Consider the following 26,481-nt stretch of genomic DNA (forward strand, 5'->3'; position numbering starts at 1 on the left):
GATTCCTCTTAAATTTGCTCTAGCACGTTAACCATTTCTAGTGCACCAAGTGCAGCTTCGCCACCCTTGTTACCCATTTTGGTTCCCGCACGCTCGATGGCCTGCTCAATACTTTCCGTGGTTAACACACCAAAGGCAACCGGGATATCGTAGTCCATAGACACGCTCGCCAGGCCTTTGTTTGACTCATTTGCAACCAGGTCGAAATGAGGTGTACCGCCACGAATGATGACACCTAATGCAATGATGGCATCGTGTTCTTTTTTCATTGCAACACGCTTAGCCGCTAAAGGTAATTCTACTGCACCCGGTACATACACAACAGTGATGTCCTCGTCCTTTACGCCACCTGTACGCTTTAACTCATCAACAGCGCCTTCCAACAGGCTTTTGCCAATAAAGTCGTTAAAACGAGAGATGACAATGGCAAATTTCTTGCCCGGTGCGTATTTATTACCTTCGATGATTTTCATTAGATGATTCCTAATCTAGTATAAGCAATTGCCAAATTGAGGCGCATAATAGCATAGAAAAAGACGAAACGCCTACAGGGAAATCCCTGTCAGGCGCCTCTGCTATTATAAGTAAATTATTGAGGTTCGACGTAATCGACAACTTCTAAGTGGAAGCCTGACAGTGCGTGATATTTTTTTGGTAAACTCATCAGGCGCATTTTACTGATCCCCAGATCAGCGAGAATTTGAGAGCCCACTCCCACGGTTCTGGAGGTGCCCTGGAATTTACGATAATTGGGCTTTTCACCGGCATCTTCTGCTGCAAACGCCTTCACCAGCTGTTCCAGGTCTTCCGTTTTCTCTTGTTTACCAAGGATCACTAACACACCGTCGTTATCCGCGATGTACTTCATTGCGCCGTGTAACGTCCAGCTACGATCTGCACTGCGGTCCGACAACAAAGTATCATTGAACGTACTTTGCAGATGCACTCTGACCAGGGTTGCCTCGTCAGCATTGATTTCGCCTTTGAGTAGTGCGTAATGCAACTGGTTGTCTATGGTGTCTTTATAAGTAACCAGCTCGAATTCACCGTATTCAGTTGGCAGTTTACACTGGGCCACTTTTTCGATGGTTGTTTCGTTGAGGTTTCGATATTCGATTAAATCGGCGATGGTGCCAATTTTGATGCCGTGCTCTTTGGCGAACACTTCCAGTTCAGGGCGTCTTGCCATGGTGCCGTCCGGATTGAGGATTTCCACAATCACAGAAGAAGGCTCAAGGCCTGCCAGGCGCGCCAAGTCGCAACCTGCTTCAGTGTGACCTGCACGGGTCAATACCCCACCCGGCTGCGCCATAATTGGGAAGATGTGGCCAGGCTGCACTATGTCTTCGGGCACCGCGCCTTTGGCGACTGCGGCCTGGACGGTGCGGGCACGGTCGGCCGCTGAAATCCCCGTCGTCACGCCTTTGGCAGCTTCGATAGACATAGTAAAATTGGTTGAAAACTGGGCGCCGTTGTTTTTCACCATCAGCGGTAAGTCAAGCTGCTGGCAACGCTCCTGCGTCATGGTCAGACAGATCAAGCCACGACCGTAGGTCGCCATAAAGTTAATGGCTTCTGGCGTGATATGCTCCGCCGCGATGATCAGATCGCCTTCATTTTCCCGGTCTTCATCATCCATAAGAATGACCATTTTACCGGCTTTAATGTCGTCGATGATTTCTTGTGCGCTGTTTAAGCTCATAATCTTCCCGTTTTTAAGTGCGTTATAGGCAAGTTATTTAATAAAGCCAGCTTTGGCCAGTAAGCTGGTTGTGAGAGTTGATTGCTGCGTTGCAGCCGGTTCGCCCTGGATCAACCTTTCCAGATAACGTGATATCTGATCCACTTCAAGGTTGATTAAGGTCCCCACCTTAAAGTCGACAATGGTGGTTTCCTGTGCGGTATGCGGCACAATCGTCAACTTAAATTTATCGCCATCCAGGTCATTAACCGTCAGACTGATCCCATCGATGGCCACGGATCCTTTATACGGTATATACTTCATCAGTTGCGCAGGCGCTTTAAGCCAGTACTCAGTGGCGCGGGCGTTGGGCTGCACCGCAACCACTTCGGCAATGCCATCCACATGACCAGAGACCAGATGCCCGCCGAGTCGTGACGTAGGTTGAAGCGCCTTCTCAAGGTTGACTTTTTGTCCTACCCGATACTCCCCAAAGCGGGTCAGTTTCAGCGTTTCATTAGACACATCGGCACGAAAACCGTCCGAGAACTTTTCTACAACGGTCAGGCACACCCCATTGGTCGCAATGCTGTCGCCCAGTTGCACATCATCCATATCCAGTGTTGCGCTGCTAACCTGCACGCTGAGATCACCTTGCTTGAGCGTTAACTCGGTCAATGTGCCCGTTGCTTCAATGATGCCTGTAAACATAATGCCTTACTTACCTTGTTGTTTGTGTGCCGTAATACGAATATCGGTGCCAATCGAGGTGACCTCGGTGATCTGCAGTTCAGTGATCTGGCTCATTGACGAAAGCGCTGCGCTGTTGAATAAATCTTTGCCATCTGTGCCAATGATCTTGGGCGCCAGATAAATCAGGTACTCATCAATCAGGCCTTGCTGATGCATGGCCCCCGCCAGCGTCGCACCCGCTTCCAGCCAGATCTGATTAATATTGCGCTCAGCCAGCACATTCAGCGCCGCTTGCAGGTCAATTTTACCTGCCCGGGTGTTAATCTTAATTTGCTCTACGAAATGTGGCCAGTTGTGCTGATTATCAAGGTCTGAACGTAAAATAACGACGGGAGACGGGGTTTTAAATAACGCCAGCTCGGGATGCAGGCGATTTTGCGAGTCGATGATCACCCGAACAGGCTGACGCCACTGCTCTACGGGGCGCTCAATATCCGTCAATTCCTCTGCCCTTACATTGAGACGCGCATCGTCGACCAGCACGGTATCGGCGCCCGTCAAAATCGCGCAGCTTTGTGCCCGCCCCAGCTGTACATCACGCCGTGCCATAGGCCCGGTGATCCATTTACTCTCGCCATTGCCCAGTGCCGTTTTACCATCCAGGCTAGCTGCAAGTTTACAGACCACATACGGACGCCCCTGCTCCATACGTTTCAAAAAGCCCTTATTCAGCGCGCGGGCCTGCTCCTCGAGCAACCCAAAAGCCGTCTCAATCCCGGCCTCATTGAGCATCGCAAGTCCTCGCCCGGCCACTTCCGGGTTGGGGTCAACCATAGCGGCAATTACTTTGCTCACACCGGCCTCAATCAGCCCTTTTGCGCACGGAGGTGTACGACCATAGTGGCTACAGGGCTCCAGGGTGACATAGGCTGTTGCACCACGGGCGCGCGCTTGGGCTTGTCGTAGCGCATGCACTTCTGCATGAGGCTCGCCGGCGCGCAAATGAAAGCCTTCACCAACAATTTCACCGTTATTGACGATGACGCAGCCAACATTGGGATTTGGGGTAGTAGTAAAGCGGCCCTGTTGCGCCAGTTCAATGGCGCGTGCCATATAAGTCTGATCGGCTTGTGTAAAACTCATTCGTCCCCCAGTCGGGCAATTTCTTCGCCAAACTCTTTCACGTCTTCAAAACAGCGATAGACCGACGCAAAACGAACATAGGCCACTTTATCGAGTTTTTTCAGCGCTTCCATAATGCATTCACCCACCAGCTGACTGGAAACTTCGCGCTCACCGGTGGCGCGCAACTGAGACTTGATCTGATGGACCACTTCTTCAATCTGCTCGGTACTCACCGGACGCTTCTCCAGTGCGCGATGCAGACCATTTTGCAACTTATCTTCATTAAATGGCTCTCGAGAGCCATCTTGTTTAATGACCCTGGGCATCACCAGCTCAGCGCCTTCAAAGGTCGTGAAACGCTCATGACATAAAATACATTCACGCCGCCTGCGAACCTGATGGCCCGAGCCGACTAACCGCGAATCAATCACTTTGGTTTCTTTTGCTGTACAAAATGGGCAGTGCATAAACGCTCACTATGAAAAACTGACAAACACTCAAACCGCCTCATTTAATTGAGAACACACTTTGAGCCAATTGCCAGAAGTATATCAAGATAGTGCCAGTGGGTGCACATAAAAAAGGCCGCACTCAGTGCAGCCTTCTTTGATATCTCTGTGGTATCTGAGATTTATGCGTATACAGGCAGTTTAGCGCAGATTGCTTTTACTTTTTCTTTCACTTGTGCCTGAACTGACTCGTCTTCGATGTTGTCCAGTACATCACAGATCCAGCCTGCTAGCTCGCTTGCTTCAGCTTCTTTAAAGCCACGACGGGTAATTGCCGGTGAACCAATGCGCAGACCTGAAGTAACGAACGGAGAACGCGGATCGTTAGGTACTGAGTTCTTGTTAACCGTGATGTTAGCACGGCCAAGCGCTGCATCGGCATCTTTACCTGTGATGTCTTTGTCGATCAAATCCAGCAGGAACAGGTGGTTGTCAGTCTTACCAGACACCACTTTGTAGCCACGCTCCTGAAGTACAGCCACCATTGCTTGGGCGTTTTTAACCACTTGCGTCTGGTAAGCTTTGAAGTCGTCCTGTAACGCTTCTTTGAAAGCAACGGCTTTGGCTGCAATCACGTGACACAGAGGACCACCCTGACCGCCCGGGAAAACCGCGCTGTTAAGCTTTTTATAGATGTCGGCGTCGCCACATGCAGACAGGATCAGACCACCACGAGGACCCGCCAGGGTTTTGTGAGTCGTCGTAGTAACAACGTGTGCGTGTGGAATTGGGCTTGGGTAGATACCTGCCGCAACCAAACCAGCAACGTGTGCCATATCAACCAGCAGGTAAGCACCTACTTTGTCCGCAATTTCGCGGAACTTAGCCCAGTCAACAATACCTGAGTAAGCAGAGAAACCACCGATGATCATTTTTGGCTTGTGCTCTAATGCCAGCGCTTCTACCTGCGCGTAGTCAATTTCACCAGTCTCTTCATTCAGACCGTACTGAATCGCATTGTAAGTCTTACCTGAGAAGTTCACGTGAGAGCCGTGAGTCAGGTGGCCACCGTGTGCCAGGCTCATGCCCAGAACAGTGTCGTGCGGCTGAAGCAATGCCTGGAAAACCGCGGCATTTGCCTGAGAACCCGCGTGTGGCTGAACGTTGGCGTAGTCACAACCAAACAGCTCACAGGCACGGTCAATCGCCAGTTGCTCAACCACGTCAACGTGCTCACAGCCACCGTAGTAGCGCTTACCCGGATAACCTTCAGCATATTTGTTAGTTAACTGCGACCCCTGAGCCTCTAGTACACGCGGGCTACAGTAGTTTTCAGATGCGATAAGCTCGATGTGCTCTTCCTGGCGAGTTGTTTCCGACTGGATCGCTTGAGCTAGTTCAGGGTCAAAATCTGCAATATTCATGTTACGTTCTAACATGGTGTCTCCTAGGTACACGTAAGATTGGTTTTTGAAGGCTTGATTGTACGCAAATTGCGGCCATTTGCCTATGAAATCGGCGTGAGCCTATTTAATCAAGGATTGAATTTATTTCACAGTGTTTGGGGGATGATATTTTTTTATTTAAACATTTATATTTTTTATTAAAATGCGAAATTACATTTCAAATTGAAATCTACTGAATGCGCTTTGCTGATGCCTCAGAGTGTCACCAGCAAAGCAATCTACCAGGGTTTAACGTGTCAGACGCGCCAACACGGCCTGCTTGAGAGCAGCATAATCGGCAGACAAAGGCTCAGCCAGGCAGGGTTTTTCAAGCGCCGTTGCCAGCGCCTCTGGCATCTCTATCGCCTGCTCCAGCACCGCTTCTACCGTTTCTCTGAACTTGGCAGGGTGTGCGGTTGCCAGAAAAATTCCGGTTTCTTCGGGCTGACCATCCAGCAGTAGCCCCTCATAGGCAATTGCGGTATGAGGCTCTGTCACGTACCCGGCTTTAGCCACCGTACGCATCACTTGCTGGGTTCTCTCTTCAGACACTGAACGTGAATAAAATTCATACTTAGGAAAGCACCCTTGTTTCAACATGGACTCAACACGAGGCCAGTTATTAGGTTTACTCACATCCATCGCATTGGAAATAGATTCCAAAGTCGCATTCGGCTGCCACTGACCGGAGTCCAGATAACGGGGCACAGTGTCATTCTGGTTGGTGGTCGCACTGAGGCGTTTTACCGGCAATCCCAGTGCGGCGGCAATCATGGCCGCACACACATTACCGAAGTTACCACTGGGTACAGAAACATGAACCTGCTGGCGCTGAGCCGAGTTCAGCTGGGCAAATGCCTCAAAGTAGTAGCAAACCTGGGCCAGCAGGCGGCTGATGTTGATTGAATTGGCTGAGTTCAGACCTAACGTTTGTTTAAACTCATCATCCAGGAAGGCTTGTTTTACCAGTGCCTGACAGTCATCGAAGCTGCCTTCTACCGCATAACAATGGATGTTTTCACCCAGCGTCGTGAAAAGCTTTTGCTGAGCCAGTGAGATTTTCCCCTGTGGATAGAGGATCACCACATCCACGCCCGGCATCTGATAAAAGGCATGGGCTACCGCCGCACCAGTATCGCCGCTGGTCGCGGTAAGAATGGTGACCCGCTCTCCCTGACTAAAGGCACCAATGCATTGCGCCATAAAGCGTCCACCAAAATCTTTAAATGCCAGCGTCGGGCCATGAAATAATTCAAGGCAATATTTATTTTTTTCAACTTCAACTAAGCGCGCAGGAAAATCAAATGCCTGCTCACACATGCTCTGTAATGAGTCCAGAGGTAACTCATCTCCGATCAGGTGTTTCAGGATAGCCGCGCTGCGCTGTGCAAAAGGCTGTGCCAGCAGGCCATCAATGTCACTCAAAGGCTCAAGCGTTTCGGGGAAAAACACCCCCTGATTGCGACCCAACCCTGTTTTAACGGCGTCAATAAAGGATACCACCTGAGTATCGTCTTTTAAGTTAACCAGTTTCATTCTACTCTCCTTCCTTTATTTCTCTTGTACCTTGTGGGTCAATCCGGCAAATGTGGCTGAAGCCATGTTCATTCAAGTAATTCTTTTGTAACCACAGCTGGCAACGCTGTGCATCCTCCTCGCTTGCGCATAATGCAAACAAGGTTGGCCCGGCCCCCGAAATGCTGACATTTAGCGCGCCTAATTCAGGCAGGCTTTGTCTGGCCTCGGCAAACCCTTTTATCAAAGGTGCCCGCGCCGGCTCGGCAATCTCATCCTTCATTAAAGTCACGGCCTTATCAAACTGCTGCTGCGCCATTAACAAAGTAAAAGCGCTCAATCGCTGGGCAAATTCTACCGCATCGTGTGTCGCCAGCTGTTGCGGCAACACCGCTCTGGCTGCAGCGGTATTCAGGGCAAATCCGGGGTACGCCACCACCAGTCGCCAGTTGTCATCGCTCGGCAGGCTCAGTGCCCTGTCAGGGACCAATTCGGCTGTCAGCTGAAGCCCACCCAAATAGCAAGGCGTGATATTGTCATAGTGGCGTGCACCACTGACCTTGCCTTCAAAATCAGCCATCAGCTCAATCATCTGAGTCTGAGACAGCTGCGTCTGTGCAAAGGCATCCAGCGCCGCAAACGTCGCGACCACGGAGCAGGCACTGGAACCCAGCCCTGAGCCGATCGGCAGTCGTTTTTCCAGGGTTAATTTCACCCCGGGCATGTTCGCTGCGACATGCTCTCTGAAATGAACCAGACATTGATAGGCGAGGTTTTCCTCAGCCTGTGCGGGCAATTTAGCCGCGTAAGGGCCGATGCAAGCAAAGCTGTCTTGTTCGGCAGCTTCAACGCTCACCACATCGCCCAATAAAGTCCCATCCAACGGGGCTATGGCGGCCCCGAGGGAATCAAATCCGACACAAAAGTTACCAATGGATGCCGGTGCAAAAAATCGTTTCATAGCCACTCCTAGCGTGTCAGTGTTTTCAGAATATCAGCGAATACCCCGGCTGCGGTGACTTCCGCACCGGCACCATATCCCCGGATCACAAAAGGTTTTGGCTGATAATACTGACTCAATATGGCAAGGGCATTTTCCCCATCACGAATATCCGACAATGCATGAGTACGCTCCACCGCTTCAATCCCGACCCGGCAGCGACCATCGGCAATACTGCCCACATAACGTAACACCTTACCTTCACTGGCTGCACTTTGAATGCGGTCCGCAAACGCACCGTCCAGTTCATGCAACCGTGCCATAAACTCATCCACAGAGCTGCCCGCGGCAAAGTCTTCGGGCACCACAGGCTCGACTTCAATGTCAGACAGCTCCAGCGCTAAACCCGACTCACGGGCGATGATCAGCAGTTTACGCGCGACATCCGTGCCGGAGAGGTCATCGCGCGGATCCGGTTCTGTAAAGCCGCTTTGCTTCGCTTTGGCGGTGGCCTCCGACAGGCTAAGGCCATCTTCCAGCTCACCGAAAATGTAAGACAGTGAGCCCGACAAGATACCACTGAAAGACAACAGCTCATCGCCCGCGCCGAACAATAGCTGCAGGTTATCGAGTACCGGCAGGCCTGCACCAACATTGGTTTCGTATAAGAAGCGTCGGCCTTTTTGCTGTGCAACCTGCTTCAGCGTCAGGTAATAGTCGTAGTCGCTGGTGTTGGCTTTTTTATTGGCTGCCACAACGTGAAAGCCTGCCGCGAGAAAGTCCCGATATTGGTCGGCCAGTTGCTGAGACGAGCTGCAATCGACAATAACCGGATTGATCAGGTGGTTACGACGTACAAAGGCCTCGAGATCCGCAAGCTTAAAGCCCTCAGACGCGCCTGCCAGCGCCTCTTGCCAGCGCTCAAAAGGCACGCCCTGTTCATTCAGGTAACAGTGTTTTGAGTTCGCTACACCATAGAGGTTAAGCTTGATGTTGCGCTCTGCCAGCCAGCTTTGCTGACGTTGCAACTGGGCCACCAGCTCTGTACCAACCAGGCCACAGCCAAGTAAAAACACATCAATCGAGGGAACATGGGTAAAGAAGTTCTCATGGCACACCTTCACCGCGTCCTGACATAGCTCCCCCTGGATCACGGCAGAGATCGCACTTTCGGTAGAGTCCTGGGCAATCGCCACAATATTCACCTGCGCCTGCGCCAGCGAGGCAAAGAACTTAGCCGCTAAACCTTTGTGCGATTTCATGTTATCACCCACCAGGGTAACGATTGCCAGTGAGCGGCGTACCTCAATTGGTTCAATCAGCTGAGCCTGCATCTCCAGCTCAAAGGCGCTTTGCAGTGCCTGTAATGCCAGAGGCAGGTCTTGTTCGTGCACACAGAAACTGATACTGAACTCGCAAGAAGATTGGGTGATCAACACAATAGACACATTGTCTTTAGCCAGCGCCGAAAATACTCTGGCCGCCATCCCCACTTTGCCTTTCATACCCGGCCCGGAAACCGTTAACATTGCCAGCTTATCCAGACTCGATAAGGCTTTAACCGGCTCATCACCATCGCCCTGGGCCGCTATCACAGAGCCTGGCAGCTCCGGCGCATGGGTATTTTTAATCTCGCAGGGCACCCCGGTCTTGGCACAAGGTAATATCGTTTTAGGGTGCAAGACTTTGGCGCCAAAATACGACAGTTCCATCGCTTCTTTGTAAGACAAGCGATTCACTTTGGTGGCTTTTTTAATCAGTCTGGGGTCGGCACTGTAGACGCCGTCGACGTCTGTCCAGATCTGACAAACCTCGGCCTGAATACAGGCAGCGGCGATGGCGGCTGAATAATCCGAGCCGTTGCGTCCAAGTGTCGTCAGCTCGCCTGCGGAATTGCTGCCGGTAAAGCCAGGCATGATGTAAAATTGTGCGCGGTGGGCCTGTAGCTGCGCGCTAAATCGGCCACGACTTTCCTCCAACTGAGCTTCCGCATCCAGGTAAGCGTCATTGGTAGCAATGCACGCGGTAGCATCAAGATAATGGGCCTTGTCTTTACCCAGCATGGCCACCATCAGGGCGACACTGACGCGCTCACCGAAACTAATCACATACGCCTGTACGGCATCCGGGCATTGCCTGAGCAGTTTCACCCCTGCCAGTTTATCTGCCAGTGCGGCAAAATCGGGCCAGTGCGCCGCTTCACCAAACTCAGCTTCAACCTGAGATTTTAGCGCGTTCAGGCGCTCTGTCAGTGCTTGCCATTGCGCCTCATACGCTTGCCCCTGACGCGCCAGCTCGCATAGCTCAACCAGTTTGTCCGTAACGCCACCTGGAGCAGACAACACCACCAGCGCCTCGTCACTCCCCTGAGTCAGGATCAGTTCCCGCACCCGTTGCAGACAGCCATAATCGGCCAGCGATGATCCTCCAAACTTCAATACTTTCATGTCAATTTTCCTCATTCCAAAAACAAAAAAGGCCTGTGCTCGCAGTGAGCACAGGCCTTTTCGAATACGCACCGACCTATGCCACTATCCAGTTAGGATGGTGGTGGTAATAATGGTCGTGGTGTTAATAATCTTTTTCATAGACTTTAGACTGCCTGAACACTGGATAAGCTGTCAAGCACAAAAACCGAAATAATAGCGTGAAAAACTATGCAAAAAACTCAAGTTGTGAACAGCAAAGCGCAAAGTTTATGTCAGAATGGCCAGGTAATTGATGTGTGGAGCGGAAAAATTGATGTTAATAAAAGAGGCTGGCGGTTACAAACGGACCGCTGTTAGCGGATCCCAAAGCGGCTAAGTGTGGCCTGCAAGGACTCTGGCTTGACCGGTTTTTCCAAAAACGCCAGCGCCCCGAGCTTAGCAACCCGCGTTTTCATTTCGTCCTGAATATCGGCCGAAATCACCACAACGTAGGTTTCTATCACCTGCTGTTTGATTGCTTCCAGCACGCCTATCCCATCCAGTATCGGCATGGTCAGGTCAAGACAAACCAAGTCAATCTGCTTCGATGCCAGTACCTCGAGGGCTTCACGTCCGTTACTGGCTTGGCAAATATCCACGTCCAGCATGCCATTGAGGCAACGGATAACTTGTTTGCGGGCAACGACCGAGTCGTCACAGACTAATACTGAGTAGCTCATAAGGTGAATTGTCAAATAATCTTTATTGTTCTGTTCTGGGATAAAGGTTATTGTTGTGGTTAAACTTATAACACAATAATCTCTGTCCAGTAAGTGCCACAGGAACAAATTCCTTGTGATATCAGATTGAGATTAATATTTATTTTTAGCACTTTATTGGCTAACTTTAAGTGTATTAAGCACGCAAAAACTCGTTGTTAGGAGCAAAGAACTCTTCATGCTGCAAAAAAGTCTGTCAAAGAAGCTGCTCACAAACGTCTTGTCGGTTTACTTTTTGCTCACCTTTGTCGTGACGTGCGGACAAGTGGTGGCCGAATATGTCAATACCAAGGACTATATTCGCAACGAGTTAACCATGCTGCAAAAAACCTTTAGCCGCAGCCTGACCCGTGCTATTTGGGAGCTCAATACCAAACAAACCGTCACCACCGCGGAGGGTTTACTGGCGATCCCTATGATTGAAGGGATCATTGTGCGTGACGACAGCGGCGAAATCATTTCGCAGCTGGGTCGCTCCCTCAATATCCATGAGCTCTACAGCCAACAACTGGTACAAGAAGAAGCCCTCATTGAGGACACGCCTTCCGGCTTATTTGGCTATACCTTTCCGCTTATCTTCGAGTTTTCCGGCCGTGCCACCCAAGTGGGTGATGTCACCTTGTTCTCAAGCCGCGAAGTGGTATTCAGTCGCATCATGATCTCCATCTACTTCCTGATCGGTAATGCGATGGTCAAAACCACGTTTCTGATCATTTTGTTTTTACTCGCATTTAGAAAGTTACTCACCGAACCTTTAACCGATCTGACCGAGCAGATTGATGATTTTGAAATCGATAATGTCGATGGCCACAAAATAGATATAGATACCACAGAGCGTAACGAGCTTAAGGTGATGGAAGAGGCCTTCAACAAGCTCATTGACCGCATTGCCGATTACCGTAAAAAACTCGACCAGGCACAAAAAGAGTTGTTGATCAGTAACGAAAAACTGGACCAGCATAATATTCAGCTGGAGCAGGAGGTGGCACGCAAAACCTCCAACCTGTCGCAGGCCATGATGGACCTGCAGCAACAAAAATATGAGCTGGAAAAGCAAAAACTCGTGTTAACAGAAGAAATCGACCTCAGACGCCAGACCGAAGAAGAGCTGCTAACCAAACAAAAAGAGCTGGAAAAGTATGTTGATGAACTCAATATGGCACAGGAGCGTCTGGTTGGCTCAGAGAAAATGGCGGCACTGGGCGGCCTGGTTGCGGGGATAACCCACGACATTAATACCCCGGTCGGTATCGGTGTTACAGCCACCTCATTCCTGGAAGAACGCCTGGAACGCCTGGAAACGGCCTATCGGGATAAAACCCTGTCACCTAAGGCGCTGGAAGAATTTATTAATGAAGCCAAACAAAGCACCAGCTTACTCACCACCAACCTGGACCGGGCCTCTGAGCTGGTGGCCAGCTTTAAGCAAATTGCGGTTGATCAGGCCAGTGAAGCCGTGCGCACGATTAACTTTAAGCAGTATCTGGGCGAAGTGATCCGCTCCTTGCACCCTAAACTCAAAAAGACTGCGCATATTGTTAACGTTGACTGCCCGGAAGAGCTCACTTTGCATTTACCGGCCGGCGCTATCAGCCAGATCTTCACCAACCTGATCATGAACTCCCTGATCCATGGTTTTGAAGGCGTTGCTCAGGGCACCATAGACATAGAGATCAGAGAAGAAAACAACGACGTCTTTATCGTTTACAAGGATAATGGCAAGGGCGTGAGCAAGGCGCAGCTTGAGAAACTCTTTGACCCCTTCTTTACTACCAAGCGCGAGCAAGGCGGTAGTGGCCTGGGTACCCATATCACCTTCAACCTGGTGAAACAGACACTCAATGGCGATATTGAAGTGAATTCGGAAGAAGGAAAAGGGCTGACCTACTACATTCGTTTCCCCAAAGAGCTACAAAAGAACGTGGCGATGTTCAGTTAATAGACGTCGATACCGACTAGTCGAATAATCTGCTCAGAGCCTTTGCCCGAGAGGGGATCGGTTTGCTATGATGCGGGTCGATTTTACTCTTCGGAACCTGTTCTATGTGGTTTAGCAACCTTATCTGTTATCGATTTAAACAAGACGTTTCCTATACTCAGGAAGACTTTGAAGCAGCCCTGGAGCACGACGTATTTCGTCCGTGTGGTAGCCAGGATATGAGCACTTTTGGCTGGACCAAAGCCCTTGGCAAGCACGGCCAGACGCTGAGTCACTTTTCTCAGCACTGTATTTTGGTGTGTGCGAAACGAGAAGAAAAAGTGCTGCCAGCTTCTGTGATCAATGAAATGGTTGCGGAAAAAATTGAGTCGATCGAACAGGAAGAGAATCGTCCGGTCAAGAAAAAAGAAAAAGACGAAATCAAAGAAAACATCACGGCCACCTTACTGCCGCAGGCGTTCAAAAAGTCCAGCCTGCAGTTTGCTTTTATCGATCAGAAGAACGGCTGGGTCATCGTCAACAGCGGCAGCTTCAACAAAGCCGAAGAACTCACCGCCCTGTTACGTAAATCTCTGGGTACGCTGCCGATTGTCCCCGCATTTGCGAACTATGATCTGGATCTGTTCCTGACCGACTGGCTGACCAAGTTTGAGGTGCCGGAAGGCTTTGCAATTGGTTCTGACGCCGAGCTACAGGAAGCCGATGACAATGGCGCTCAGGTGAAACTAAAACAACACGACCTGGCAAGTGATGAGATCAAGCTGCACCTGGAACACGGCAAGCGAGTCACTAAACTGGGGATGGACTGGCGTGAGCGCGTTCAGTTTACACTGCAAAACGATGGCTCACTTAAGCGCCTGAGCTTCAGCGATACGCTGAAAGAGCAAAATGCCGATATCCCCAAAGAAGACATGGCGGTCAAACTGGACGCAGACTTTATTCTGGTCACCGAGGAGATCAAAGAGCTGCTTGAAGAGTTGTCGCAGGGCCTGGGCGATCAGGACGACCTGTAACACGGCCTCTAAATCTAGTAACTTAGCTGGGTTAGAAAGCCGGCAGCGGGTGCTTACCCTCTGCCGGTTTGTTGTTGTAAGGGTTATGAGAAAGCGGCTTTTATGTCGTTCAGCATGTCCTGATAGTCATCGTCATAGAACATATCGACCGACCCCAGCACCCCTTTTTCTTCATACACATGCAGCGCCGCAGCTTTGTCGGATACCTGTAAGATCCCTTCCACAATAGCGCCCACACGAATAAAATCGACGTAACAAACATGGGCCGGTTTATAGTTAGGGTTCGCCCAGCTCTCCGCCACTTCCACAAACTCCTCTGTGAACCCCCATTCGCGCATGATGGCGCCACCAATACGCCCACCCAGTTTCTGGATGGCGTGTGCTAAAAAGCTCGGATTTGCAAACACTTCCGGGTGATGCTCCGCTTCTGTGAGGATTGGCAGTACACCTATGTTAAAGACCAGCGAGGCCAGCGTGATGGTGTCTTTGTTAAGCGAGGTGTGCTTATTCACCCGCAAGTAAAAGTCCATGGTGGTGATCGCCTGGCAGGCAACCTTAAGAGTTTTTTGCCAGGCCTTGTCCATATAGGTCTTAATCAGTTTGTTTTGCGAAACAAATAATTGCTCCATCGCCATCGCGGTGGCGACGTTTTTAACCTGGCGCAGACCAATGCGAGTCACAGCCTGGTTAAGGGTGTTGACCTTCACCGTGCGACCCAAAAACGCACTGTTGGCCACTTTAATCATACGCGCCGCCAGTGCCGGGTCGTGAGAGATCACTTCTGCCATTTGTAATAAATTCACTTCCGGATCATCTGCCGCCTGGCGCACCCGCACGGCCACTTCGGGCAAGGTTGGCAATACCAGAGTATCGTTATTAATTTTATCAATCAGAATCGTCAACAAAGCATTTTCAGTAGACATATTGGTTCAATCCTCGAATTTACTGGCCTATTTTGTGCACTTCTGGCGTGCAGCAAGGGCCATTCGCTCAGAGCAAGGTGCTGTTCATGTTATTAGTATTGTCTAACTTAAAGAGTAAGTTAAGAAAAGTATAAAAATTATTCGTGACGCAGGTAAAACCCCCTATCAGCCGCCGTTCAATAAAATATTCTCCGACTTCATATCGCAACAGCAGCAAGTTGCCGTCATTTCATGTAAGGTATAGCACCGAAATAATAATACGGACCCCTGAGCAGTCACTGAGTACTGAGTGACCGCATCACAGAATAGGTCCGACTTACACTCCGGATGAAGGAAAAATGATGAAACGCGCAATCTTATCAACGGCCGTGATGCTGGCCTGTGGCGTTATGCTAAGCGCCTGCTCTGAACCACAACAGACAAACGCTGAATCTCAGGCAAAATCACACCAGGCAAGCGAAGGCTATCAGCTGCAAGACCTGTCTCCTGAGCGACTGGATATTTACACTCAGGTCACCCTGAACAGCGATCTGTCGCACCTTAATGACAACCAGAAAAAAATGCTCGGCCTTTTGATAGATGCCTCTAAAATCATGGATGAGTTGTTCTGGAAACAAGCCTTTGGCATGGACAAAACAGCCTTTCTGGCGAACATTCAGGACCCAAAAGTCCGTCAGTTTGCTGACATCAACTATGGGCCATGGGACCGCCTTAACGGCGACAAAGTCTTTCTGAGCGGCTTTGCAGCCAAAACACCGGGTGCCGAGTTCTACCCAAGCGACATCAGCAAAGACGAACTCAATCAGGCCGATGTAAAAGACAAAGCGGGCTTATACTCGCTTATCAAACGAGACGCACAGGGCCAGCTGTACAGCGTGCCCTACTCTGAGGCCTATCAGGCAGAGCTGAACACCGCTGCGCAATTGCTGCGTGATGCCAGTAAACTGGCTGTGGACAAGCAGTTTTCCAAATACTTAAACCTGCGTGCCGATGCGCTGGTGAACAACAGCTATCAGGCTTCTGACTTTGCCTGGATGGACATGAAGAACAACCCCATTGATGTGGTGATCGGTCCAATCGAAACCTATGAAGATCAATTGTTTGGCTATCGTACGGCGTTTGAATCTTATGTGCTGGTTAAAGACATGGCGTGGAGCGAGCGTCTGGCTAAGTTTGCCGCTTTCCTGCCTGAACTACAACAAGGCCTGCCGGTCGATGCCAAATATAAGCAGGAAGTTCCCGGCTCCGATGCCGACCTTAACGCCTACGATGTGATTTACTATGCCGGTCACTCTAACGCGGGCAGCAAAACCATCGCCATCAACCTGCCAAACGATGAAGCCGTTCAGTTACAAAAAGGCACGCGTCGTTTGCAGCTGAAAAATGCCATGCAGGCCAAATTTGATAAGATCCTGGTGCCGATTGCCGAGCAGCTGATCGTGCCAGAGCAGCGTAAACACATTACCTTTGACGCCTTCTTTGCCAACACTATGTTCCATGAAGTGGCACATGGACTGGGGATTAAAAACACCATCACAGGTAAAGGCACAGTGCGTCAGTCGCTGCAGGAACATGCCAGCGCACTGGAAGAAGGCAAAGCCGATATTCTGGGCCTTTACATGGTTGAGCAGCTGCTGAACAAAGGCGAAATCACCGAAGGCACACTGGAAGATTACTATGTCACCTTTATGGCCGGAATTTTCCGCTCGGTACGTTTTGGCGCATCCAGTGCTCATGGTAAAGCCAATATGATCCGCTTTAACTTCTTCAAACAAGAAGGCGCGTTTTCAAAGAATGCGGACGGCCTTTACGCCGTAGACATGGCCAAAATGGGCGCAGCGATGGAAAAACTGTCTAACCTGATCCTGACGCTGCAAGGCGACGGCGACTATCAAAAAGTGGATCAGTTGCTGGCAACCCATGGCGACATTAAAGCAGAACTCCAGGCCGATCTGGACAAGCTGGCGGCCGCCAATATTCCGGTTGATGTTACCTTTAAACAAGGTAAAGCGGTACTGGGCTTATAACAGCCCAATACACAAACACTGCTAAACAGGCGCTAACACTCCAGCGCCTGTTTTATTTGGGCAATTTGCTGGTTGCTGTATGGCACAGCCGGCAACGCTCCCCACACGGGCTTTGGCCAGGCTGCATCGTGCTCAAAACGGGCAATGTGATGAACGTGCAACTGTGGCACCATATTCCCCAAAGCCGCAACATTTAACTTATGCGGATTAAACACCGCTTTGAGCAAATGGCTCAGCTTCGCGGACTCCTGCCAAAATACTTGCTGCTGCTGTTCACTGAGATCAATGATCTCACGCAGCCCGGCTATGCGTGGCACCAGTATAAACCAGGGATACTGGCTGTCGTTTAATAACAGCAGCTTACACAATGGCCAGTCGGCCAGTTCAATACAATCGCGCGCCAGTTCCGGCGCCAGTTGAAATGTGCTCATCGTTCTTTTTAAGTCCGTTGTTGGTGACCTCACTGTAACTAAGTTGCGCCGCAAAAGCGACAGTATGCAGGCAAGATTTCACCCTCAGGCACGCCCGTCTGATTTTATTGCCATCATGGTTGACAGTCTTTACCATCAGGGCACTCATACCAACACAACATAATTAAAAGGTGACTCTGTGCGCAATCTGCTATCTTACGCCGCGCTTGCCACCGGTTTGCTGGCCACCAGCCAGTTGACCGTGGCCCAGCCGCTGACGCTGGAACGTATCTTCGATGACCCCTCTTTGGCGGGCAAGGCTCCGGTAAAACTCAAGTTCTCACCCGATGGGTCCCGGGTAACTTACCTGCAAGGCAAAGTCGATGATTACAATCGCTACGACCTGTGGGAATACAATATTAAAGCCGACACCAATCGTCTGCTGGTTGATTCACAGGCGCTGTTCTCAGGCCCGGAAACCCTGTCTGACGAGGAAAAAGCGCGCCGTGAAAGGCAACGTATTTTTGGCCGCGGGATCCTCGAATACAAGTGGTCAAAAGATGGTAAGGCCCTGCTCTTCCCGCTTAACGGCGACCTCTACTATTATGAGCTGAGTTCCGGAAAAAGCCGTAAGCTCACCGACACCGAAGCCTTTGAAACCGATGCGCGTTTTTCACCCAAGGGCAATTATGTCTCTTTTATCCGCGAACAAGACTTATATGCCCTGGAGCTGGCAACCGGCAAAGAGATCCGCCTGAGTAAAGACGGCGGCGGCGTGATTAAAAACGGCATGGCCGAATTTGTGGCGCAGGAAGAAATGAGCCGTATGACCGGCTACTGGTGGGCCGGTGATGAGAGCAAAATTGCCTTTACCCGCATCGACGAAAGCCCGGTACAGGAAGCCATCCGCAACGAGATCTATGCCGACGAAGTGAAGCTGTTTAACCAGCGCTACCCGTTTACCGGCACGGATAACGTCAGGATCGATCTGGGCGTTGTTACCCTCAATGATCAAAAAGTGGACTGGATTGACCTGGGTAAAGACAAAGACATCTATATTGCCCGTGCAAACTGGCTGGAAGACGACACCACCTTGTCGTATCAGTGGCAAAACCGCTCCCAGCAAAAGCTGGAATTGAGATTCTACAACGCCGACACTAAACAACAGCGCGTTGCCCTGACGGAGACCAGCGACACCTGGATCAACCTGCATTTTGATCTGCACTTTTTAAAAGACAAAAAGCACTTTATCTGGGCCTCGGAGCGCGATGGCTATAAGCACCTGTATTTGTATCGCACCAGCGGCCAGCTGGTTCGTCAGCTGACTCAGGGCGACTGGATTGTCGAAAAGCTTCAGGGCGTGGACGAGAAAAAAGGCCTGGTTTACTTCTCCGGCCGTAAAGACACGCCGCTTGAAAGCCATTTGTATGCCGTCCCCTTGTTCAAAAAAGGCAATATTAAGCGGATCACAGAAGCCGGAGCCTATCACAAGGTGGTCATGGCCGAAGACAACCGTACTTTTATCGACAGCAAGTCTGCAGTGAATCAGCCGACTTCTGTATCCCTGCGCAAAGCCAATGGCGAGTTCATTACCTGGCTGGAACAAAATAAACTGGACGAGCAACACCCGCTAACGCCTTTCTTAAGCGATTTATCGACGCCTGAATATGGCACGCTAAAAGCGCAAGATGGCCAGCTGATGCACTATCGTCTGTTTAAGCCTAAGCAGCTGGAAAAAGGTAAAAAGTACCCGGTGATCGTCAACGTCTATGGCGGTCCGCATGCTCAGCGTGTGACCAACAGCTGGCGCAGCAAAAACCTTTATTTCCAGTACATGGTGCAACAGGGTTATATTGTCTTCCAGCTGGACAACCGGGGCTCGTATAACCGGGGTAAACGCTTTGAAGACCCCATTTATAAACACTTAGGGGAAGTGGAAGTGGCCGATCAGATCCGCGGCGTCGAGTTTTTACGTACGCTGGATTACGTTGATCCATCACGCATTGGTATATATGGCCACAGCTACGGCGGCTATATGGCCCTGATGACCATGTTCAAGGCAGGTGATTACTTCTCAGCCGGCGTCTCGGGCGCACCTGTCACCGACTGGGCACTGTACGATACACACTACACCGAGCGATACCTGGGACACCCGCAAACCAATGCTAAGGGCTATGAGCAAAGCGCCGTATTCCCCTACACAGATGGCTTAAAGGGCCCATTGATGATTTATCATGGCATGGCGGATGACAACGTGTTGTTTACTCATGCCACTAAGTTGTTTAAACAGCTTCAGGATGAGGCTAAGCCTTTTGAAATGATGACTTACCCGGGCTCTAAACACAGCCTGCGCGGTAAAAAAGTGCAAACCCATCTGCACCAGACCATCACCAACTTCTTTAATCGTCACTTTGACGTGAAGTAACCCCCAGGCGCGGGCCCGCTTTGGCCCGCGCCCCTCATACGCATAATTCTCTGCCTGCACTATTCGACAAATAGCTAATTGCTCTTTCCTTTCCTCTGTAAATATATTATTCACTTGATTTAGAACAAGTTCCACCCTCACACTTATTGCAAACTATGCAATATCAGTCTGTTCAGCACGACCTTGTGCTTTCAAAAGGAGCCTCAGCTATGGCATTTTTAAGACAGTTCACCATTTTTGGCCGCCTTGCTATGCTGGTGGGGGTTGTGGTGCTTGGCCTGATTGCACTGGGCGTTATGAACTTGCAGCAACAATATCAGGCGCTCAGTCAACAGCAGTACGAAAAGACCAAAAACCTGGTCGAAACGGCTCACAGCCTGATAGCCCACTTTCACCAGGCGCAACTTAGCGGAACACTCAGCGAAGCCGAGGCACAAAGCGCCGCGCTCAGCGCCCTGAAGGCGCTAAGATACGATGAAAATAACTATTTCTGGGTCAATGACCATTATCCGCGTATGGTGATGCACCCCTTTAAACCTCAGCTCAACGGACAATCGGTCAGAGACAGCAAAGACCCGGACGGCGTTGCGCTGTTTCAGGAAATGGTCGCCGTTGTTAACGCACAGGGAGACGGGTTTGTGCCCTACAAATGGCCCAAACCCGGCAAGTCTGCTGCGGCCGACAAAATTTCCTATGTAAAAGGCTTTGCCCCGTGGCAATGGATAGTCGGCTCCGGGGTGTATCTTGACAGTATCGACGAGCAATTCGCCCAGCTGCGCAATCAGATGATATTCAACATCGTCGCGTTGCTGGTCGTGCTGATAGTGCTGAACTTTGTGATCAGCAACAGCATTTTACAGCCGATACGCTCTGCCGCTGATATGATGCGCGACATTTCCCAGGGAGAAGGCGATTTAACGCAACAGCTGGATGAACATGGCCGCGATGAGATCTCCCGTTTGTCTCGCTTCTTTAATGCTTATACCTTTAAAATGCGCCATTCTATTGCCGCCGTGGCAGGCAATGCAACAGAGGTGGAGGCACTGGCAGACCGGGTCGATAACACCGGCGAGGTCAATCTGGAGTACATCGAGCGTCAGAATGACAGCAGCCGCCAGGTGGCAACGGCCGTGGAGCAAATGAGCGCGCAGATCAAAGAGATCAGCCAGCATGCCGAGGCCGCAGAGCAGGCCGCTGGTGATGCAATGCGCACCAGTGAAACGGGCAAAGCAACGGTCAGTACAACCATCAGTGCCATTGGCACGCTCTCCGGCACCATTGAAGAAGTCAGTGTCGTCACTCAGGCACTGGCAGAAGAAAGCCAACATATTGGCTCTGTGCTGGACGTGATCCGGGGCATATCGGAGCAGACCAATCTGCTTGCGCTTAATGCGGCCATAGAAGCCGCCCGGGCGGGCGAGCAGGGTCGTGGGTTTGCGGTGGTCGCCGATGAAGTACGCACTCTGGCGAGTCGCACCGGGCAAAGCACCGATGAGATCCAGTCAATGATTGAGAAACTACAAAAAGGCGCTCAGGCGGCGGTGGACGCGGTACAGAAAAGCCAGCGCCTGTCGAGCAGTACGGTCGACCAGGTACATGAGGCAGAGCAGGCATTGTATGAGATTGAACGCCTGATCACGGTGATCCTGCAAATGAATGGCTTGATAGCCCGGGCCACAGAAGAACAAAGCAGTGCGGCGGCCGATGTGAATGTACGTATCAGCGACCTGTCGGACGCAACCCATCACTCACTCGACACCACACAGACTTTGTCAGAGGCCAGTAAATCGCTCAAACAGGCAAGCCATCAGCTTGCCCAGATTGTAGAGCGCTTTAAGGTTTAGCGGCAGTAACGGGCAAACAGGCTGCTGACGGTAGCTGCGGTTGGCTTACCATGCTGCCAGTCGCCGCCTTCTACGCCGCTACCTGCAATGTCCATGTGCACATAAGGCAGTGGCAATTCAGAGTCACTACCATGTTTATCCAGCCCGCCCACAATGGCCAGAAAAGCCATCGGGAACTGGTGACCACGGGCAGTGACAGCCGACGGCGCATTGTTGCTCGATAAAACATCGTCCGCCAGAGTGCGTGGCTGAACAAAGTCATAATCTTCGCGACGACTGCGCGAGACTTCTGCGCAGTCGGCCCACAGGTCACCAATGTCAGCCAGCTGACGAGACACTTGTCGTGCACGCGCCGGGCCATTTTCCACATACGCACTGTAAGGACCTACCGCACGGGCTGCGTGTCCGGTGAGTGTTGCCACAGTAAACAGCTCAGGGTTAACTTCCTGAGTCGCCATGTCTTTGAGCTCGCTGAGCAAGTCACCCATTGCCAGACGCCCTTCCGCATCGGTGTTGCCAATGCGTACTTTTACGCCTTCGCGCGTGGTGATGATCTCATCTGGCACAAAACAATCAGAGCCAATCGAGTTACGTACCACGGCCAGATACGCAATCACTTTAACCCCTTTTGGCTTAAAATCGGCCACAGACTTCATAAAACCAGCAACGGAGGCTGCGCCCCCTTTATCGCGGCTCATGCCCGCCATAAATCCGCCTACTTTGAGATCTGCACCACCAGTGTCATAGACCAGGCCTTTACCCACAAACATCAGGGTACGCTCAATGTCACCTTCAGGGGTGTAAACCAGTTTAACAACACGCGGGTGATGGCGCTCTACCGCGTAAGAGGCGCGCGCAACAGTGCCAAGCATTGGGTAATCTTTGTTGATGGTCGCTGGATCCGCTACTACTTCAACACTGACACAGGTATCTTTGAATAGCTCAACGCAGTAATCCGCAAACTTAGGGGGCGCCATACGCTCAGGTTCGGTACCACACAGGTCCCGGGCTGCGTACTGACCAGCAGCTATGGCGTTCAGCTGACGACACTGCTCATCGCTGGCACCCAGCAACGCAATAGATTCAATCGGCTCGATTGCCGGTCCACGGTATTCACGGGCCTCAAGCGGCTGCCACAGTGCCTGACACGCGCCCAGGTAAGCCACTTCCAGGGCATTCTGATAACGTGCATCGCTCGGTACGCCTGCCACCATCAATACCGGTTTTACCGTACCAGCGGCTTTGGCTTCCAGCACGGCAGCTTTACCCGCTTCAAAAAAGCGTCGTACGTCGTCATAGTCACGGTTAAGCGGGCCTGTTGGTGACACAATCAGACGCTTGCCCGGCACACCGTCTGCCAACAGTAAGCTGGCCTTGGTACGCAATCGTGCGTCAACCGCCAGATAAGGGGCTGCTGCACTGTTTAGTGCCGCATTGGCAAGATCTGAGACATCGGAAGTGACGACGATAACTGCATCGGCGTCCTGAACTTGCCAGTCACTGACCGGCAAAGCGAGAGGAAAAGACATATAATCAGCCCTTGGTTATTAAAATGCTGGGCTGATTATCGGTTATTTGCCCGCAAGAACCAAGGCCTTAGGGACAAATGCCGGAGCACACAGAGGTGCATTATCTGCTTTTAGCGCTGCCTGGGACAGCGCTAAAACCCAAAGCGGGCATTAATCCGACTGGGCTGTTGCACTGTCGTCCTTTTGCAGTTTCAGCTTACTGACCACAGACCAGGCTTCAAGCATCACCAGAACGCTGACAACCAGCACTATTACATCGAGTGCCACCAGCAACCAGTTACCTTGCTCGTAGTATTCACCCAGCTTAATCACACCCGCGAAAAAGGCCATCAGGATCACAAAGATCATGGGGATCAGTGTAAACTTGGCCGGACGACCCAGTTTGATCAGATACACAGAGATCACCAATAAGGTCAGGCTCGCCAGAATCTGATTGGTCGAGCCAAACAAAGGCCAGATGATCATACCGCCGCTGCCCGACGCACCACCGGCACCAAATGCCAATAACAAGCAGCAACCTACCGCAACCAAAGTGGCCAGCACTCCATTTTTCAGTGCGTTGAGCTGATAAATTTCACCCCATTCCTGAATGATATATCGCTGCAAACGCACGCCAGAGTCCATGGTAGTACCGGCAAACAACACCACCATCACCGCCAGCAAGGTCGACGCAATTTCCACCGACAGTCCCCAACCGTTGCTGATCAAGTTAGCGCCCCCCTGGATAAACGCGCCCACGCTGCCCGCGCCGAGGTGACTGTATATTTCGTGCCACTCTTCAGGCGACACCGCCAGCATCACGCCACTCACGGCCACCAGGGTGATCAATGCCAGAGAACCCTCGCCCACTGCGCCCAGATATCCAACAAAACGACCATCCGTTTCTTTGTCGAGCTGTTTGGAGCTGGTACCCGATGACACTATGCCGTGGAACCCGGAAACGGCCCCGCAGGCAATCGTCACAAATAACAAAGGAATGATACTCGGCGTATCCACCGCAGTTTGGGTATTAAAGGCCGGCGCCGTAATATCCGGCATAACCACAAATACCGCACCATAGAGCAATACCAGACCAACCAGCAGTTGCATGCCGTTAATGAAATCTCGTGGTTGTAATAACATCCAGACGGGCAGCAAAGACGCTACCGCTGCGTAAATAAACAGGATAATGATCCAATTGGCTTTATCGGCCAGGCCAAACAACTCACTGGGCAGTGCCAGCGGCATGCCCGACCCCACGTAAATACTGGCGTACAGAATCGCCACGCCAATGACACACAGGGGCACCAGCGGCACCTGACGTTTCAGTAACTGACCAATCACCAGCGCTACTAAAATGGCCGCCCACGCAGGGAATACGGCACTGGGGTTGGCCACAAAAGAGTTGGCTATTACCACCCCAAAAACGGCATTTACCATCAGCAGCACTAAAAAGACCACTATCATAAACAGTGAGCGGGTGCGCTTGCCGATAACCGTTTCAGACAAAGCCCCCATAGACTTGCCCTTGTGCCGGGCACTGGCCCACAGCGCGCCCATATCATGGACCCCGGCAAAAAAGATGGTCCCAAATACCACCCATAAAACGGCTGGCACCCAGCCCCAGTACACGGCGATGGCCGGGCCAACTATTGGCGCAGCTCCCGCCACAGATGTAAAGTGGTGCCCCCAGAGCACCACTTTATTAGTCGGTACGTAGTCTATTCCATCGTTTAATTCATGCGCCGGTGTGACGAACTTATCGTCCATTTTAAATATTTTTTCGGCGATGAACTTTGAATAGACAAACCAGCCAAACAGCATACCCAGTATGCCAAACAGCACGATCATGATTGACTGCATTGTATTCCCCCTGTTGTGGTCCTGTTGTTGTTCTTGGTGTCCGCTTTGACTCAGTCCGTTATTGCCTGATACCACCCGCTTTACTTTGCGGCAATCACAAGCCTGTTGAGCGAAATTGAATTGACGCCATCGTGGCGCTGGCACTTGTGTTATTTAAGCACATAAAACCAGGCTACCACTGGTGGTATCGCACAAAATAGTACGTCTGCGTAGTCGGATAAGCTATACCCTAGCACACCGGCGAATAATCGCAGAATACAGTCCTTGTTATCTTTTAGTCGAAGGTCTGAACATCAAACAGGCCCAATTGCGCCTGAGCAGAGGCCGCCTCTCCCAGGCCCAGCTGAATGCCTATGAGCCTGACCGGTTTGCTGCCAAAGCGCTCAACCGCCTGCTCCAGTAAAGTAAACAGCACGCCTTCATCAATCTCATGGTACTGACACTCTTTGGTGGTTTGCGAAAAGTCGTAAAACTTAACCTTAACGCCCAGCTTGTTGAAGGCCCGCGTCCCGCGATAGGGCTCAGCCCGTCGCTGTAACTCAGGCAACAGCCGCAGGCTCAGTATGTCTTTGAGCGCATCCAGGCTTTGGATGTCTTTTTCAAAGGTGGTTTCAACCCCGACCGACTTGCGAATGCGCTCGGTTTCTACTTGTCGCTCATCAATGCCCTGACAACGCCGCCACAGTACATCGCCAAATTTGCCAAAGCGGTCCGTCATCTGGGCTCTGCTGTAAGACTTGACGTCACGGCCATACTGCAAGCCCATTGCAAGGAGCTTTTCATGTGTGACTTTACCCACACCGGGGATTTTTTTCAGTGGCAAGGTATCAATGAATCCGGCGACATCATCCGGGGTGATCACATACTGGCCATTGGGTTTGTTTTCATCACTGGCAATTTTGGCCAGGAATTTGATGGGCGCAATACCGGCCGAGGCCGTCAGGCCAGTTTCACGATAAATATCGCTGCGGATCTGTTGGGCAATTAAGGTCGCACTGCCCTGACACACAGTGCAGTCGGTCACATCCAGGTAGGCTTCATCCAGGGAAAGTGGCTCAATCAGTTCAGTATAACGCGCAAATATCGCGCGGATCTGCGCAGACACGGCCTTATACACCGCCATCCGCCCCGGCACAATCACCAGCTCAGGGCACAACTGCTTGGCTTTGTAATTAGACATAGCAGAGCGCACCCCGTATTGACGCGCGATATAATTGGCCGTTGACAAGACGCCGCGATGGCTTTTCCCGCCAATCGCAATCGGCACATTGGCCAGCGCCGGGTTATCGCGCATTTCTACCGCGGCATAAAAGCAGTCCATATCAACATGGATAAACTTACGCATGATTTTAATAACTGGTTATTTATACAGTTATTATGTGCAAAGAATCGTATAATGGCAATATGATTGTTCATTATTTGTCGTCGCATCTGATCTGTATTTTACTGGGAAATACTCTAAACTGGTCAGACAATGCCTGCGTATCAATATGT

General features: G+C 51.1%; 20 protein-coding genes. 5 read left to right on the forward strand and 15 right to left on the reverse strand.

Translation table 11 applies throughout. The features are described 5' to 3' along the window. Positions 1 to 8: 8 nt before the first annotated feature. The 10 genes from ribH to C3B51_RS08075 form a co-directional block, all read right to left on the reverse strand. Entirely contained in the window at positions 9 to 473 is a 465-nt protein-coding gene (gene ribH, locus C3B51_RS08030; protein WP_125716109.1) for a 6,7-dimethyl-8-ribityllumazine synthase, read from the reverse strand. Between the two features lie 116 nt (positions 474 to 589). After that, positions 590 to 1,702 carry a bifunctional 3,4-dihydroxy-2-butanone-4-phosphate synthase/GTP cyclohydrolase II gene (ribBA, locus tag C3B51_RS08035; RefSeq protein ID WP_125716108.1) on the reverse strand — a complete coding sequence of 371 codons (1,113 nt, stop codon included), beginning with the start codon at positions 1,700 to 1,702 and terminating at the stop codon, positions 590 to 592. Between the two features lie 33 nt (positions 1,703 to 1,735). Continuing rightward, complete coding sequence (locus tag C3B51_RS08040) at positions 1,736 to 2,392, reverse strand: riboflavin synthase (RefSeq protein WP_046006868.1); 657 nt, start codon at positions 2,390 to 2,392, stop codon at positions 1,736 to 1,738. A gap of 6 nt (positions 2,393 to 2,398) precedes the next feature. Next, positions 2,399 to 3,517: a bifunctional diaminohydroxyphosphoribosylaminopyrimidine deaminase/5-amino-6-(5-phosphoribosylamino)uracil reductase RibD gene (gene ribD / locus C3B51_RS08045; protein ID WP_130244702.1), complete on the reverse strand. Its 1,119-nt coding sequence runs from the start codon at positions 3,515 to 3,517 to the stop codon at positions 2,399 to 2,401. Then, positions 3,514 to 3,966 (reverse strand): transcriptional regulator NrdR, encoded by a 453-nt coding sequence (nrdR, locus tag C3B51_RS08050; protein WP_125716105.1) that lies wholly within the window; start codon positions 3,964 to 3,966, stop codon positions 3,514 to 3,516. The genes ribD and nrdR overlap by 4 nt, the downstream gene beginning before the upstream one ends. 164 nt (positions 3,967 to 4,130) lie before the next feature. Continuing rightward, complete coding sequence (glyA, locus tag C3B51_RS08055) at positions 4,131 to 5,387, reverse strand: serine hydroxymethyltransferase (RefSeq protein WP_046006870.1); 1,257 nt, start codon at positions 5,385 to 5,387, stop codon at positions 4,131 to 4,133. 255 nt (positions 5,388 to 5,642) lie between these two features. After that, the gene (gene thrC / locus C3B51_RS08060) at positions 5,643 to 6,929 is read right to left on the reverse strand and encodes a threonine synthase (RefSeq protein WP_130244703.1); all 1,287 of its coding nucleotides are present in this window, start codon (positions 6,927 to 6,929) and stop codon (positions 5,643 to 5,645) included. A gap of 1 nt (position 6,930) precedes the next feature. Further along, complete coding sequence (thrB, locus tag C3B51_RS08065; RefSeq protein ID WP_130244704.1) at positions 6,931 to 7,869, reverse strand: homoserine kinase; 939 nt, start codon at positions 7,867 to 7,869, stop codon at positions 6,931 to 6,933. A gap of 8 nt (positions 7,870 to 7,877) precedes the next feature. Continuing rightward, positions 7,878 to 10,295: a bifunctional aspartate kinase/homoserine dehydrogenase I gene (gene thrA / locus C3B51_RS08070; protein ID WP_130244705.1), complete on the reverse strand. Its 2,418-nt coding sequence runs from the start codon at positions 10,293 to 10,295 to the stop codon at positions 7,878 to 7,880. A 335-nt stretch (positions 10,296 to 10,630) separates the two neighbouring features. Next, positions 10,631 to 10,996 (reverse strand): response regulator, encoded by a 366-nt coding sequence (locus C3B51_RS08075; RefSeq protein WP_125716101.1) that lies wholly within the window; start codon positions 10,994 to 10,996, stop codon positions 10,631 to 10,633. 217 nt (positions 10,997 to 11,213) lie between these two features. Here C3B51_RS08075 and C3B51_RS08080 point away from each other — a divergent pair, with 217 nt between their 5' ends. After that, positions 11,214 to 12,974: a sensor histidine kinase gene (locus C3B51_RS08080; RefSeq protein ID WP_125716100.1), complete on the forward strand. Its 1,761-nt coding sequence runs from the start codon at positions 11,214 to 11,216 to the stop codon at positions 12,972 to 12,974. Positions 12,975 to 13,078: 104 nt separating this feature from the next. Beyond that, positions 13,079 to 13,987 (forward strand): recombination-associated protein RdgC, encoded by a 909-nt coding sequence (rdgC, locus tag C3B51_RS08085; RefSeq protein WP_046006875.1) that lies wholly within the window; start codon positions 13,079 to 13,081, stop codon positions 13,985 to 13,987. 83 nt (positions 13,988 to 14,070) lie between these two features. Here the strand turns inward: rdgC and C3B51_RS08090 are convergent, their stop codons facing one another. Then, a complete protein-coding gene (locus C3B51_RS08090; RefSeq protein ID WP_125716099.1) occupies positions 14,071 to 14,910 on the reverse strand; it encodes an HDOD domain-containing protein in 840 nt (279 codons plus the stop codon). Positions 14,911 to 15,251: 341 nt separating this feature from the next. On the opposite strand from C3B51_RS08090, the gene C3B51_RS08095 reads away from it, so the two are divergent. Continuing rightward, the gene (locus C3B51_RS08095) at positions 15,252 to 16,937 is read left to right on the forward strand and encodes a dipeptidyl-peptidase 3 family protein (RefSeq protein ID WP_130244706.1); all 1,686 of its coding nucleotides are present in this window, start codon (positions 15,252 to 15,254) and stop codon (positions 16,935 to 16,937) included. A gap of 32 nt (positions 16,938 to 16,969) precedes the next feature. Here the strand turns inward: C3B51_RS08095 and C3B51_RS08100 are convergent, their stop codons facing one another. Beyond that, positions 16,970 to 17,368 (reverse strand): HIT domain-containing protein, encoded by a 399-nt coding sequence (locus C3B51_RS08100; protein WP_130244707.1) that lies wholly within the window; start codon positions 17,366 to 17,368, stop codon positions 16,970 to 16,972. A gap of 187 nt (positions 17,369 to 17,555) precedes the next feature. On the opposite strand from C3B51_RS08100, the gene C3B51_RS08105 reads away from it, so the two are divergent. Together C3B51_RS08105 and C3B51_RS08110 are read left to right on the forward strand one after the other, a co-directional pair. After that, positions 17,556 to 19,772, forward strand: coding sequence for a S9 family peptidase (locus C3B51_RS08105; protein ID WP_240657335.1), 2,217 nt, complete (start codon positions 17,556 to 17,558; stop codon positions 19,770 to 19,772). A gap of 209 nt (positions 19,773 to 19,981) precedes the next feature. Next, positions 19,982 to 21,616, forward strand: a complete 1,635-nt coding sequence (locus tag C3B51_RS08110; protein WP_130244708.1) for a methyl-accepting chemotaxis protein — start codon at positions 19,982 to 19,984, stop codon at positions 21,614 to 21,616. Here C3B51_RS08110 and C3B51_RS08115 read toward each other — a convergent pair. From C3B51_RS08115 to dinB, 3 genes are all read right to left on the reverse strand, one after another. Then, positions 21,613 to 23,145 carry a M17 family metallopeptidase gene (locus tag C3B51_RS08115; RefSeq protein WP_130244709.1) on the reverse strand — a complete coding sequence of 511 codons (1,533 nt, stop codon included), beginning with the start codon at positions 23,143 to 23,145 and terminating at the stop codon, positions 21,613 to 21,615. The two genes, C3B51_RS08110 and C3B51_RS08115, sit on opposite strands and share 4 nt — an antisense overlap. Positions 23,146 to 23,295: 150 nt before the next feature. After that, the gene (locus C3B51_RS08120) at positions 23,296 to 24,987 is read right to left on the reverse strand and encodes a carbon starvation CstA family protein (RefSeq protein ID WP_130244710.1); all 1,692 of its coding nucleotides are present in this window, start codon (positions 24,985 to 24,987) and stop codon (positions 23,296 to 23,298) included. Between the two features lie 274 nt (positions 24,988 to 25,261). Continuing rightward, complete coding sequence (gene dinB / locus C3B51_RS08125) at positions 25,262 to 26,332, reverse strand: DNA polymerase IV (protein WP_130244711.1); 1,071 nt, start codon at positions 26,330 to 26,332, stop codon at positions 25,262 to 25,264. Between the last annotated feature and the right edge of the window lie 149 nt (positions 26,333 to 26,481).

The organism is Pseudoalteromonas rubra, from assembly GCF_004212645.1.
Taxonomy (GTDB): Bacteria; Pseudomonadota; Gammaproteobacteria; order Enterobacterales; family Alteromonadaceae; genus Pseudoalteromonas; species Pseudoalteromonas rubra_G.